Annotated in this window: 12 protein-coding genes; 11 read left to right on the top strand and 1 reads right to left on the bottom strand. The window is 42.1% G+C overall.

What is annotated here, in order from left to right:
- Nucleotides 1-10 precede the first annotated feature (10 nt).
- The 9 genes from D6856_RS01090 to D6856_RS01050 all read left to right on the top strand — a co-directional run bounded on the left by D6856_RS01090 (nt 11) and on the right by D6856_RS01050 (nt 11232).
- Nucleotides 11-1462 (top strand): chitobiase/beta-hexosaminidase C-terminal domain-containing protein, encoded by a 1452-nt coding sequence (locus tag D6856_RS01090; protein WP_120685377.1) that lies wholly within the window; start codon nt 11-13, stop codon nt 1460-1462.
- A 52-nt stretch (nt 1463-1514) separates the two neighbouring features.
- Entirely contained in the window at nt 1515-2390 is an 876-nt protein-coding gene (locus D6856_RS01085; RefSeq protein ID WP_092243553.1) for a sulfide/dihydroorotate dehydrogenase-like FAD/NAD-binding protein, read from the top strand.
- Nucleotides 2391-2433: 43 nt separating this feature from the next.
- Nucleotides 2434-3819: an NADPH-dependent glutamate synthase gene (gene gltA / locus D6856_RS01080; protein ID WP_120685376.1), complete on the top strand. Its 1386-nt coding sequence runs from the start codon at nt 2434-2436 to the stop codon at nt 3817-3819.
- 82 nt (nt 3820-3901) lie between these two features.
- On the top strand, nt 3902-4519 hold the full coding sequence (gene ruvA / locus D6856_RS01075; protein WP_120685375.1) for a Holliday junction branch migration protein RuvA: 618 nt from the start codon (nt 3902-3904) through the stop codon (nt 4517-4519).
- A 4-nt stretch (nt 4520-4523) separates the two neighbouring features.
- The gene (ruvB, locus tag D6856_RS01070; RefSeq protein WP_092243544.1) at nt 4524-5555 is read left to right on the top strand and encodes a Holliday junction branch migration DNA helicase RuvB; all 1032 of its coding nucleotides are present in this window, start codon (nt 4524-4526) and stop codon (nt 5553-5555) included.
- 46 nt (nt 5556-5601) lie between these two features.
- On the top strand, nt 5602-6015 hold the full coding sequence (gene zapA / locus D6856_RS01065; protein WP_092243541.1) for a cell division protein ZapA: 414 nt from the start codon (nt 5602-5604) through the stop codon (nt 6013-6015).
- A 97-nt stretch (nt 6016-6112) separates the two neighbouring features.
- The gene (locus tag D6856_RS01060) at nt 6113-8422 is read left to right on the top strand and encodes a peptidase U32 family protein (protein ID WP_207667257.1); all 2310 of its coding nucleotides are present in this window, start codon (nt 6113-6115) and stop codon (nt 8420-8422) included.
- A 4-nt stretch (nt 8423-8426) separates the two neighbouring features.
- Entirely contained in the window at nt 8427-9809 is a 1383-nt protein-coding gene (locus tag D6856_RS01055) for an FtsW/RodA/SpoVE family cell cycle protein (protein WP_120685373.1), read from the top strand.
- Complete coding sequence (locus D6856_RS01050) at nt 9730-11232, top strand: peptidoglycan D,D-transpeptidase FtsI family protein (protein WP_243113981.1); 1503 nt, start codon at nt 9730-9732, stop codon at nt 11230-11232. Before D6856_RS01055 ends, D6856_RS01050 begins: the two co-directional genes overlap by 80 nt.
- A gap of 5 nt (nt 11233-11237) precedes the next feature.
- On the opposite strand, the gene D6856_RS01045 is transcribed toward D6856_RS01050, so the two are convergent.
- A complete protein-coding gene (locus D6856_RS01045) occupies nt 11238-12302 on the bottom strand; it encodes an HD-GYP domain-containing protein (protein WP_158588788.1) in 1065 nt (354 codons plus the stop codon).
- Between the two features lie 158 nt (nt 12303-12460).
- Here D6856_RS01045 and D6856_RS01040 point away from each other — a divergent pair, with 158 nt between their 5' ends.
- Both D6856_RS01040 and D6856_RS01035 read left to right on the top strand, forming a co-directional pair.
- On the top strand, nt 12461-12790 hold the full coding sequence (locus tag D6856_RS01040; protein WP_120685370.1) for a hypothetical protein: 330 nt from the start codon (nt 12461-12463) through the stop codon (nt 12788-12790).
- Between the two features lie 24 nt (nt 12791-12814).
- The gene (locus D6856_RS01035; protein ID WP_120685369.1) at nt 12815-13774 is read left to right on the top strand and encodes a hypothetical protein; all 960 of its coding nucleotides are present in this window, start codon (nt 12815-12817) and stop codon (nt 13772-13774) included.
- Nucleotides 13775-13777: the final 3 nt, after the last annotated feature.

The raw sequence follows: 13777 nt of genomic DNA, 5'->3' as shown, positions 1-13777 counted from the left end.
GTTGATCTTAATGATATGTCCCGTTTGCGGTAAAGAAATTCCCGAAGGGCACATGTATTGTGACGAATGCGGCAAAGAGATCAATTTCGTTCCGGATTTCGATCCGGAGGTTGAAAATGAGATAAATGCCACACTTTCGGGAGTTGCCGATGAACTGAATAAGGAAGCTAAGCTAAAAGCCTTGCGTATTCAAAAGCGAAAGGAATTTTTTAGCGCGTTAAAGAAAAAAAGCACGACAATTTTATTATTTTCTGCTACTATTATCATCATAGTGATTGTTGTGACATTATTATTGGCTTTTCACAACAAAACGCCTCTTTATTATCTTAGTATCGCAGAGTCTTCAAGAAATTCGGGAGATCTTGATAAGGCTATCGAGTATCTGGTTGAGGGTAATAAAGATAATCCCGAGAGCACTGAGATCATATTCAGGCTTTCAGATTATTATCTGGAAGCGGGTGATCCCGATAAGGCAGCCGAGACACTTTGTCTTATAACAAACTCAGATTGTTTTTCCGATGAGAAGGTAACCAATGCATATGAAGGAATTATCTCTATATATAAGGAAAACGGCGATTACGACAAGATAGTTGAGCTTTTGAGTAACGATGAGAATGAAATAGCCAAGGGGCTTAAGGAGAAATATATTCCTCCGACGCCCGTTATGAGTCCCGAAGGGGATACATATGAGGACAGTATCACAGTAACTGTTTCCAAGGGAGCGCCTGATGATGAAGTTAAGGTATACTACACTGTAAACGGTGATAATCCCGACAACAGCGGTATCCCTTATGAAAAAGAGATCGTGCTTGACGCAGAAGGCGAATATAAGATAAAGGCGGTTTCCGTAAACAAATATGGATTCTTAAGTGCAGTTGCCGAAAATACTTATACCATTGAGGCAGGAACTCCCGATGAGCCCATTATAATGGAGGCAAGCGGAGAGTATAGCCAGAACACTATGATTGTTGCCGTTACCGAACCCGGAACTTCGATTTTTTATACGACGGACGGATCGGACCCGACAATGGATTCCAAGCAGTATATTTCACCGATATCGATGCCGGTTGGTACTTCGCACTTTAAGTTTATTGCCTATAACAACGAAGGTCTTTGCAGCGAGATAGTGGAAAGAGACTATCACCTTGTTTTTGCCAGACTTGTGACCAAGGAGCAGGCTGTAAACAGTGTGGTAAGTACACTTGTAAGACTTAATTATCTTCTCGACGAAACGGGTAAGGAGATAGGTGTACCCGGACACAATGAGTATGTGTATCGCTCCGAGATTGAAGTGGAAGGCGCCGGTGAGTATTATGTCATCGATGAGATACGTGTCGGTAATGACGGTTCCAGAAATCCTTCGGGAAGAATATATGCAGTCAACACACATGACGGCACCGTAAACAGACTGGGATATGATTCCGGCGGTAAATATATACTTATAACTATTTCCAATCGATAAGAAGCTATTTGGCTTTAAAATATTTATTTTTATATCTAGTAGGAGGATGACTATGTTCAAGATTTTAGAGGCTAATGAGCTTACTACGAACATTTTTCAGATGATCGTTGAAGCTCCGCGTGTAGCAGACGCGTGTTTACCCGGACAGTTTCTTATTATCCGTGTAGATGAAGAGGGGGAAAGAATACCGCTGACAATTTGTGATTATGACAGAGAAAAGGGAACTGTCGAGATAGTTGTTCAGGCTATCGGAGCTGAAACATTTAAACTTTCCAAGCTTAAGGCAGGCGATTCTCTTGCCGATGTTGTCGGACCTCTCGGTAAGCCTTCAGATCTTTGCGAAGAGAGCATTGATGAGCTTAAGAAAAAGAAGATCGTATTTATCGCAGGCGGTGTAGGAACAGCTCCCGTATATCCCCAGGCTAAATGGCTCAAGGAGCAGGGCGTTGACTGCGACGTTATCATCGGTGCCAAGACAAAAGATCTTGTTATTCTTGAAGATAGATTCAAGAAGGTTTGTAACCTTCATATCACAACAGATGACGGTTCTTACGGAAGAAGCGGAATGGTTACAAAGGCACTTCAGGATCTTTGGGATGAGGGCAACAAGTACGATCACTGCGTTGCCATCGGTCCTATGATCATGATGAAATTTGTTTGCAAGCTTACAGAAGAGCTCGGAATTCCTACAATTGTCAGCATGAATCCTATCATGGTTGACGGAACGGGAATGTGCGGCGCTTGCCGTCTTACAGTAGACGGTCAGGTTAAGTTTGCTTGTGTTGACGGACCTGAGTTCGACGGACACAAGGTTGACTTTGACCAGGCTATGAACCGTATGAAGCTGTATAAGACTGAGGAGGGAAGACTTTTCCTCAAGGCTCAGGAAGGTGATACACACCACGGCGGCTGCGGCAATTGTAACTAAGAAAATACCATGTTTCGTGATTACTATATAGGAGATTAAATAAATGGATGGATTTGTAAGAGTTCCGGTCCGCGAACAGGACGCCAAGGAACGTGCTACCAATTTTAAAGAAGTTTGTCTTGGATATAACAAGGAAGAGGCAGAAAAAGAGGCATTAAGATGTCTTAACTGTCCCAATCCCAAATGTGTACAGGGATGTCCCGTATCTATCAACATTCCTGCTTTTATCGAGCAAGTTAAGAAGGGAAATGTTGAGGGTGCTTATCAGGAGATCAGCAAAGCAAGTGCTCTTCCCGCTGTCTGCGGACGTGTATGTCCTCAGGAAAGCCAGTGCGAAGGCCAGTGCGTAAGAGGAATCAAGGGCGATGCCGTTTCAATCGGTAAGCTTGAGAGATATGTTGCAGATACTGCAAGAGAGATGGGCATCAAGCCCGAAGGAGCAAAGGAGAAGAAAGGCAAGAAAGTTGCCGTTATCGGATCAGGCCCTTCAGGTCTTACATGCGCAGGCGACCTTGCCAAGATGGGGTACGATGTAACTATTTTCGAGGCTCTTCATGAGGCCGGCGGAGTACTTGTATACGGTATTCCCGAGTTCCGTCTTCCCAAGGACGCTGTAGTTAAGAAAGAAGTTGAGAACGTTAAGGCTCTCGGCGTTAAGATCGAGACTGACGTTGTTATCGGTAAGTCAGTTACAGTTGACGAGCTTATGGAAAAAGAAGGCTTTGAGGCTGTATTCGTAGGATCAGGTGCAGGTCTTCCCAGATTCATGAATATCCCCGGCGAGCAGGCTATGGGTGTATTCTCAGCTAACGAGTTCCTTACAAGAAGCAATCTTATGAAAGCTTTTGACGAGAATTCAAGAACACCTATCATGAAACCCAAGAAGTGCGTAGTAGTAGGTGGCGGTAACGTTGCTATGGACGCTGCAAGAACTGCTCTTCGTCTCGGTGCTGAGGTTCACGTTGTATATCGTCGTGGTGAGGAAGAGCTTCCCGCACGTAAGGAAGAAGTTGGACATGCTAAGGAAGAGGGAATCATTTTCGATCTTCTTTGCAATCCCGTTGAGATCCACGCTGATGAGAACGGATGGGTTAAGAGCATCACATGTATCAGAATGGAGCTTGGTGAGCCCGATGAGTCAGGAAGAAGAAGTCCTGTAGAGGTTCCCGGTTCTGAGTTTGAGATTGAGTGTGACGCTGTTATCATGTCACTCGGTACATCACCCAATCCTCTTATCACTTCAACAACAAAGGGTCTTGAAGTAAACAGAAGAAAATGTATCGTTGCTGAAGAAGCTACAGGTCAGACATCTAAGCCCGGCGTATTTGCGGGCGGTGATGCCGTTACCGGTGCGGCAACGGTTATCCTTGCTATGGGTGCCGGTAAGGCAGCTGCAAAGGGAATCGACGAGTATCTTCAGAATAAATAATTTATAGTATAATCATATTAACTAAATAGCACCGGGCTAAGTCAAATTAGCCCGGCGCTTTGACTTACAGGGGGATAATTACGTGATAGCATATGTAAACGGAATACTTGAAAACCTCGAAGAGGGTAATGCTGTCATAGACGTTAGCGGTTTTGGCGTCAATGTTAATATCTCGGGTTCAACTATGGACAGAATGCCCGGTATCGGTGAGATGGTCAAGCTCTATACTTACACCAACGTCAAAGAGGATGCTTTTTCTTTATTTGGTTTTCTTTCAAGGGATGAGCTTAATCTTTTTAAGATGCTGATAACCGTAAACGGAATAGGACCAAAGGGCGGACTTGCCGTTTTATCGGTTCTTTCTCCCGATGACCTTAGATTTGCCATCATTTCAGGTGACAGTGCGTCTATAGCCAAGGCACCCGGTGTCGGCAAGAAAACTGCCGAGAGGATCACTCTTGAGCTTAGAGATAAGATCAAGGTTACCGAGGATGATCTTTTATCACCTTCGGGAGCTGTTTCCGGCGACGATCTTACGGGCGAAGCCGCAATGGCAAAAGACGAAGCAGTCGCAGCGCTTGTCGCACTTGGATACAATTCTTCGGATGCCGTCAAGGCTGTCAGAAAGGTGTTAAAAGAAAACGATGCGCAGCTTGATGCAGAAGTTCTTTTAAAGCTTGCTCTTAAGGAGATGTTCTAAAAGCATGGAAAAAAGAAAAATCGTTACTTCCGCAAGAGGCATTGATGCCAATGTAAATGTGGAAGATGAGAAGATTGAAGGCTCATTAAGACCACGAAGCCTTGATAAGTACATAGGACAAAAGAAGATAAAGGAAAGCCTTAAGATCTATATTGAGGCGGCTAAGAAAAGAGGAGAATGCCTCGATCACCTTCTTTTTTACGGACCACCCGGTCTTGGAAAGACAACACTAGCAGGAATCATTGCTTCGGAAATGGGTGTAAATATCAAGATCACCAGCGGACCGGCAATCGAAAAGCCCGGTGATATGGCTGCGATACTCAATAATCTTCAGGAAAACGATGTTCTTTTTGTTGATGAGATACACAGATTGAACAGACAGGTTGAAGAGGTTCTTTATCCCGCAATGGAAGACTACGCCATTGATATCATGATCGGAAAAGGCCCGACAGCCAGATCTATAAGACTTGATCTTCCTCATTTTACCCTTATCGGTGCAACAACAAGAGCGGGAATGCTATCCGCACCCTTAAGAGACAGATTCGGAATGATCCATAAGATGGAATTCTATGAGCCTGACGAGCTGTGCGAGATAATCATGCAATCGGCCAAGGTTCTTGATGTCGAGGTTGATCCAAACGGAGCCGCCGAGATGGCAAGACGCAGCAGAGGAACACCAAGACTTGCAAACAGAATACTTAAGAGAGTAAGAGATTACGCTCAGGTCAAGCATAACGGCGTTATAACCAAGGATGTTGCCGTTACAGCCCTTGATCTTATGGATGTTGATAAGATGGGCCTTGATCATACCGACAGAAATATATTATTTACAATGATAAATAAATTCGGAGGCGGCCCGGTGGGACTTGATACGCTTGCCGCCGCGATCGGAGAGGACTCGGGAACAATAGAGGACGTCTATGAGCCTTATCTGATCAAAAACGGATTCATTAATAGGACTCCGAGGGGCAGAGTTGTGACGGATACGGCCTATACCCATTTGGGGCTTGAAAACAGAGCTTCCTCAGAGATATAATTAAAAAGCAACCAAGCTAAAAAGAATTAAAAGCAGGGGTGGATTTATGGCATCTAAAACAGATACCGAGGTAATTATCGGGGGGAAGGTATTTACCTTAAGCGGATACGAAAGTGAAGAATATTTACAGAAGGTGGCGTCTTATATAAACAATAAGATCGGTGAGTACAACAAGATCGACAGTTTTAAGAGACAGCCGATAGATACTCAGAATGTTCTTCTTCAGTTAAATATTGCAGATGACTATTTCAAGTCTAAGAAGCAGATTGAGCTTATGGAAGAGCAACTTGCCGAGAAGGAGAAGGAGCTCTACGATCTTAAACATGAGCTTATTGCTACGCAGATAAAGCTCGAGAATACCGAGAAGAACGGTAAGAGCCTTCAGACCAAGCTTGATGAGTCATCAAAGAAGATCATTCAGCTTGAAACTCAGGTCAAAGGTACCGGAACAAAGAAATGATTGCATTTAAAAGGCTGTCTAATTAATGACAGCCTTTTCTTTTTTAAGGATTATGAACAAGGTAGAATTACTTGCCCCCGCAGGGGGTTATGAAACAATGGTATGCGCTTTCAATGCAGGCGCCGATGCCGTTTATCTCGGAGGTTCCAAATTTGGCGCCAGAGCCTATGCCGATAACTTTGACAGGGATCAGGTTCTTGACGCTGTTTCTTATGCCCATTTGCATGGGAAAAAGATATATCTTACTGTAAATACCCTTGTTAAAGAAAGAGAATTCGGAGAACTCTATGAGTTTATGCTTCCGTATGCCGAAAAGAAACTGGACGGCGTGATCGTTCAGGATCTCGGAGTCATGCGCTTTATAAGAGATGAATTCCCGGGGATCGAGCTTCATGCAAGCACTCAGCAGACCGTTACGGGTATTTACGGAGCAAAGCTTTTAAAAGAGCTTGGATGCTGCCGTGTTGTTCCCGCAAGAGAACTAAGTCTGTCTGAGATGAAGGCTATCAGGGAAAAGGCTGATATTGAGGTTGAAGCTTTTATTCACGGAGCTATGTGCTATTGTTATTCGGGAGCTTGCTTATTCAGCAGTATGGTCGGAACAAGGAGCGGAAACAGGGGAAGATGTGCCCAGCCTTGCAGACTTCCGTATACTTCCGATTTATCTCGAGATAAAGGTGAACAATATCCGCTTAGCCTTAAGGATATGTGCACGATCGATATGATCCCTGAGCTTATTGAAGCGGGAATTGATTCTTTCAAGATAGAGGGCCGTATGAAGAAGCCTGAATATGCTGCGGGAGTTACGTCGCTTTACAGGAAATATATTGACCGTTATTATGCGGAACCTAATAAAAAGCATGAAGTATCCAAAGATGATATGGAGATCCTTAAGTCTTTATATCTTCGAACAGGTATCAGTTCGGGCTATTATCATAAGCATAACGGAAAAGAGATGGTGACAGTTGTTTCACCTGCTTATAACGGAACCAAAGACGAAGTCCTTAAGAAAGTCAGAGAGGATTATCTTGGCCGCGAGCTTAAGATCAAATGCGATATTTACTGCAAGCTAAAGCTCGGTGAAAAGGCTGAGATTATCATGAATGTAGATAATAACGGTGATTTTGTATCTAAGACCGTATACGGAAACGAAGTTCAGGCAGCGTCTAAGAGACCGATGGACGAAGAAAGCGTAAGAAAACAGCTTGAGCGTCTCGGTAATACACCTTTTGAAGCTGATTCCATCGAAATCTCAATTGATGACAATAATACCGGAAACGGAATCTTTATTCCTGTAAGTGAGCTAAATGAGCTTAGAAGAAAGTTATGTGAAGATATGGAAGCAGAGCTTCTAAACGTGGGAAGTTCCGATAGCCATGGTGAGAATACATCTAAGCATTCATCAACGGGAAGTGTTGCCGGAAAAGAAGGAAGTGTTGCCGCCGAGAAAGACAACAGATCCGTGCACAAGGATACTGATGTTCATGTTCTGGTTAACACAAAAGATCAGCTTGAAGCCTTGAAGGATTTTCTTTTGGTTGTTCGTAAAGGCGATAATGCGGAAAATAAAGCACATGCTGTCACAAGGTTATATCTTGATAGCGAGCTTTTGCTTAATGACAAATATTCTTTTGCAACGAAAGAGTTATTGGATAATCCTGCTTTTTCGCATACAGAGATCATAGCGGCTCTTCCTTACGTGACAAGAGAAGAGTCTTTTGACGGAACTAGTGATATCAAGGCTTTGAGTGACATGCCCGGTAGTTCTGTATCCGGAGTTCTTGTAAGGAATCTTGAACAGCTTGGATATCTTAAGGAAAAAGATTATAAGGGAAAGATCATACTCGATTATGGCGTGTATGTATGGAATGCCGAAAGTTCTAAGCTTTTGTCGGAAATAAAAGGCGCCGCCGGAAGTTCTTTTGTCTCTGAGATATCGGTCCCTTACGAGCTTACGATACATGAGACCCTTGAGGCTGTAAAAAGTATTGCGAAAGAAGTCGGCATACCGATTTCGTATAATATATACGGACATGTGCCCATGATGATAAGCGCGGGCTGTATCAAAAAGACACTTGATAAATGCAGCGGTAAGCTAAATACGTACAATCGTGAGGTGCTTGCAATTACGGACAGGATGGGGAACAGAATGCCTGTAACAACTAATTGCAGGAATTGTTATAACATAATATGGAATACGAATCCGACGGCTTTGTATAATAAAATGGATGCGCTTTATGAAAAGCATGTTTTCGATCACTTTAGGATCGATCTTACCGTTGAAGATAAGGATATGGCCAAAAAAGTACTTAAAGCCGGCATATGCAAAGAAGATAAAGAATTCAGAGATTCTTTTTTGCAGGGGATCAAATCTACTAATGGACATTATAAACGCGAGGTAGAATAAAGGAATGGAGTTATATGTAACAGAAATATCTAAATATGTCATTGCGATAATGCTGCTTTTGTATACCGTCACGGCATTTATGGCGTTTAGACTTAGGAGCAGAGAAGCAAGGACTAAAATATATGTAGCACAGATCATGCTGATATTCATGATCCAGATTGCTTGTTTTATCCAGATAATTGCAAGGACCGGAAAGGTACTCTATCTGTTTTTCTTTGCATTTCAGATAGTTGTTTTTTCCGCCGTGCTTATGCTGTTTTATTTCATTTATCCGGACGGAAACAGGCTTATCATAAACAACTGTTGTCTGCTTCTGATGATAGGAGTGGTGATCTTGACGAGGCTTTCGTATGAGAAGGCGGTCAAGCAGTTTGTTATCGTGGCAATATCTTTTTTGATAGGCTTTTTTATTCCCGAGATGATCTTCAGGTTTAACTTCCTAAAACGGTTTACCTGGATCTATGCCGCTGTCGGAATCGCAGCGATAGGAGCGGTTTTGGTGCTTGGTGTTGCGATCAACGGATCAAAGCTTAATTATTCGATAATGGGAATAGCTTTCCAGCCTTCGGAAGTTGTAAAGGTATTGTTCCTGTTCTTTATGGCGGGAGCGCTGTATAAGGCGGAAGGAATAGTGGATATCCTGATAGCATCGGCTGTCGCGGCCGTTCATGTTATCATACTTGTTCTGTCAAAAGACCTTGGAAGTGCACTGATCTTTTTTATGTTGTATCTTGCACTTATTTACATATCGACGGAGAATATCGGATTATTCATTATGGGACTTGCCTTTGTGACGTTTGCAAGTGCCGTATCTTATAGGTTGTTTGCACATATTCGAGTAAGAGTACATGCGTGGCTCGATCCGTTCAGTGATATAACAAACACGGGCTATCAGCTTTCGCAGTCTCTTTTCGGAATAAGTAGCGGCGGAATGTTCGGCCTTGGATTATACGGCGGGTCGCCGAAGACAATACCGTTTGTTGAATCGGATTTTATTTTTTCAGCAATTGCAGAGGAGATGGGAATTCTTTTTTCCATACTGATGGTACTTGTATGCTTAAGCACTTTCCTTCTTATCATGCAGGAAGGCTATTACATTCATGATAAGTTTTACAGGATGATCATATGTGGTATCGGCATATCATATATCTTCCAGACTTTTCTTACGATCGGCGGAGGATGTAAGTTTATTCCGCTTACGGGTGTTACTCTTCCTCTTTTAAGTTACGGTGGATCGTCGGTTCTGGTCACCATTGTTATGATTATGATTGTTGAAGGCATCTGTATGATCGGTTCGGATGAAAGGTATGAGGAATACCTGGAAGAAAGACGCTATTACGAGAGGAAAAGAAACAGATATGAAAGATACGAGGACGAAGAGTACTAACAGACGAAGAAGAGTAAGGTCTTATCCGATAATCGTTCTGACAAGCATATATGTTCTTTTGTTTGTCGGTATGATCGGATATATCGCTCATTATTCGCTTACTCATAAACAGGAATTTATAAATAACGACCATAATACAAGGCAAAAGATACTTCTTAAGCAGAATCAGCGTGGTAAGATCCTTTCAAGAGACGGAGATATTCTTGCTTATTCGGAAAAGAACGAAAACGGAAAAGAAGTAAGAGTATATCCGTATAGTAATGAGTTTTCACATATAGTAGGTTATGTATCAAAAGGAAAAGCCGGAATAGAAGGTTTTTCAAACTATTACCTGATAAACACTAATATCGATCTTTCAAAGAAGGTCGCTTATGATACAAAGGGAATGAAGTACCCTGCTGACAACGTGACAACAACGCTCGATGTTCATCTTCAGGAGATTGCATATTCAGCGCTTTCTTCAAGAAAGGGTGCGGTTGTTGTTTCTGATCCAAAGACGGGTGAGATCCTTGCAATGGTCTCAAAGCCAGATTTTGACCCTAATACTCTGGAACAAGAGTGGGATCAGCTTATTCAGGATAAATCACCTGATGCTAAGCTCCTTAACAGAGCGACTCAGGGAAAATATCCGCCGGGATCGACTTTTAAGATAGTGACGGCACTTTCTTATTTGAAGGAGCATCCGACCGATTACATGAATTACAGTTTTAGCTGTGGCGGAAGATTCGACTATGAAGGAAACACGATTTCTTGTTATCATGGCGAAAAACACGGAACTCTCGATCTTGAGACCTCTTTTGCCAAGTCATGTAATTCATCGTTTGCCAATATCGGTGTGGGCTTAAAAGGAGAGACTGTTGACGCTGTACTTGACGATCTTATGTTTAATCAGGATCTACCTCTTGATTTTTGCAGATTTGCGGTGAGTTCTTCGTCTTATCCCAAGAATCACGATCCCAATGCTGTGATGCAGTTGTCCATCGGACAGGGTAAAACTTCAATTTCTCCCGAACACCTCAACATGATCACATGTGCGATCGCAAACGACGGTATGCTTATGAAGCCTTATGTTGTGAGCAATGTAAAGAGTGAGGACGGCAAGGAAATAAAGACATATTCTCCTGAGGAATACAAGAGGTTTATGAGCAGTGAGGAAGCAAGGATACTTCGCTCAATGATGGAACAGGTTGTTCAAAAGGGTACTGCGAGCAAATTAAAAGGCCTTTCCTACACTGCGGCAGGAAAGACCGGTTCTGCTGAATTTAATGATGTCAAAGATTCTCATGCTTGGTTTACGGGCTATGCCCCCGCTGAAGATCCGCAGATCTGCGTGACCATAATAGTTGAAGAAGCGGGAAGCGGCGGAAGCTATGCCGTTCCGATAGCAAAGAGAATATTCGATGCATATTTCGGAGAGGAATAAAGAGCTTAAAAGACCTGAGTGATCCTGATGTTTCTTTCTTTTGATAGGTCTATAAGCGTATTATCTTCGTTTAATTTGATGAGAGGGCGTGAGAGCGCCTTCTCATTTATTAATATTACGGTTCCGAGTCTCTCATTGCTGAGCTGCACATTAAAGCCAAGCTGTGAAGCTGCGATATGAGAAAGAATGGATTTTAGGGCCTGAACATCATATCTTTCAAAGCCTTCGTTTTCGTAGTTGGCAATGATCTGGAACGGGTGCAGCTTATTTCTGTAGGTTCTCGGTGAAGTCATGGCTTCATATGTGTCGATGATCGCAATATACTTGGCGAATTTATCGATCTCAGAGGAGGTCAATGAAGCAGGATAGCCTGTTCCGTTACATCTTTCATGGTGCTGAAGCGTTGCTCTTAATATGTGATGGTTAAAAGAGCCGACCTGCTTTAGGAAATCATAGCCTATTCTTGTGTGCTCCTGTACAAGAGCGTACTCTTCGGGAGTGAGTCTCTGAGGTTTCCATAGTATCTGATAAGGAATGCTGAATTTACCTATATCATATAAAAACGCACACTCGATAAGAAGAGTGCTGTCTTTGTTTGAAAGACCGAGCCATGTGGCAAATACACCCGCGATAAGTGCGGAGTTAAGACAATGGCAAAGTGTCATATCGTTTTCATCCGGAATAAGATTGTACAGATAGTCAAGAAGCTGTTCTCCGCTCTTAACACCGGCGATTATACTCTTATAGATCTCCATTAACTGCGAGAGGTTGATCTGCTGGCTTTTATCTACTGCACCCAGCATACATGTTTTGAAAACAGGGAAATATATGTTGTAGATTGATTCAAAGTTCTTGAATCCGTCTGTCATTCGCACTTTTTCAAAGTGAGTGGTGGAATAATCGATCTCTTCCTTGATCGGAACGGCGATGATGGACTGTCTTGCAAGCTTTTTGATGATATTGTCTGTGACTTTTGTGCCGGCCATAACAATGATCTCGTTTTTATAATTGAGAATGTCTTCTGCGATCACCATTCCCGGCTTTAATTCAATACGTGCAACTACCTTCATGTTAAGGACCTCCCAATTTGCGTCCCGTCGCAATTCCATAAACTTTTTTCATGTGTTAAAATGTTTGTTGAAGAAGTTTTGTATAACCCCTATATATCCTACTATACATAAACAGGAGCATGTAGGTCAATTCGATAATTGGGGAGAATTGTATTTTTATGAAAAAAAATGGATTCTGCACATTTTATAAGAATCTGTACTTTGGAAAAACAGTAAAAAGACATTCTCTTGTTAAGTGGAAGTTATACCATGGGAGCGGGCAGTTCACCATTTTTTGCCTTGTCAGGGCGATGAATGAGAATGATCAGCTTGAGATCATTCATTCCGCATTCCTTAAGCAAGCGTATTACAGAGAGCATCCTGCATATATATACGGAATTGCGGGAAGCTATGAAGAGGCGCTCGATATGGTCGTTGATATTTCCAACAGAGCTTGCGAGGCCGGAATGGAAGGGCAGCTCATTGAATATCTCGATAAGAATGCGTGATAAAGACTTAACTTGGGAGTATATATGTTGGCAGTGATTTTATCGGTACTTAAAATAGTTGGGATCACGATACTTGTTATTCTTGCCGTACTTCTTTTTCTCATCTTGCTATTGTTGTTTGTACCCATCAGATACAAGATTGACGGTGATGTTCCGACAATGAGATTCGGAGAAGATTTCGACAGCGACAGAATAGAGTTTGCGATCAGATTCCACTGGCTTTTACATATCCTTAGCGGCAAATATATTCATCATAAAGATGACACGTTTGTCATAAGGACTTTCGGTATCAAGGTCTTTCCGAGAAAAGAAAAACCTGAAAAAAAGAAAAACAAAGATCGAAAGAAAGATGAAGAGCCAAATTTCGAAGCATCGGAAGCAAAAATAGAAGATAAAGACGATCTTTCTTTTGAAATTAAAGAAAAAAAAGAGGACAAAAAGAGATCCGAGGAAGAAAATGACACAAGTGTCGCAGAAATCTCTTATTCGGAAGTAGTAGATGAAGAAAAAACAATCTTCGACATAGTGGAACACGTTATTTCTTTTATCATAAAGCTTATAAAAACGCCACAAAATGTGTTCCGAAAAATAAAATATACAATATCTAGAGTTTGTGGTAAGATAAATATGATTAAGTCCACCCTTGAGAGTGAAGTTTTCAAGAGGGCTTACAGCCTGGTTAAAGGCAAGCTTATAAGGCTTCTTAAGATGATAATGCCGGATAAAAGTAATTCAAGACTTTATCTCGGAGTCGGAGATCCCGCGTGGGAAGCCGATATCATGGCCGTATACGGAATGATGTATTCGTTTTTTCAGAATAAGCTTGTGTTTGTCCCTGATTTTAATGAAAAGATAATCGAAGCCGATATACATCTAAAGGGACACATAACATTATTTACTGTTTTATATTGTGTTTGCGTTTGCTATTTCAACAAGGATGTCAAAAAGGTTATTGCCAGATTTAAGAAGATATCCGAAAGATAGATT

The sequence above is a fragment of the Butyrivibrio sp. XB500-5 genome (genome assembly GCF_003625505.1).
In the GTDB taxonomy this organism is placed as follows: Bacteria; Bacillota; Clostridia; order Lachnospirales; family Lachnospiraceae; genus Butyrivibrio.
This window is presented reverse-complemented; position numbering and strand designations above follow the sequence as displayed.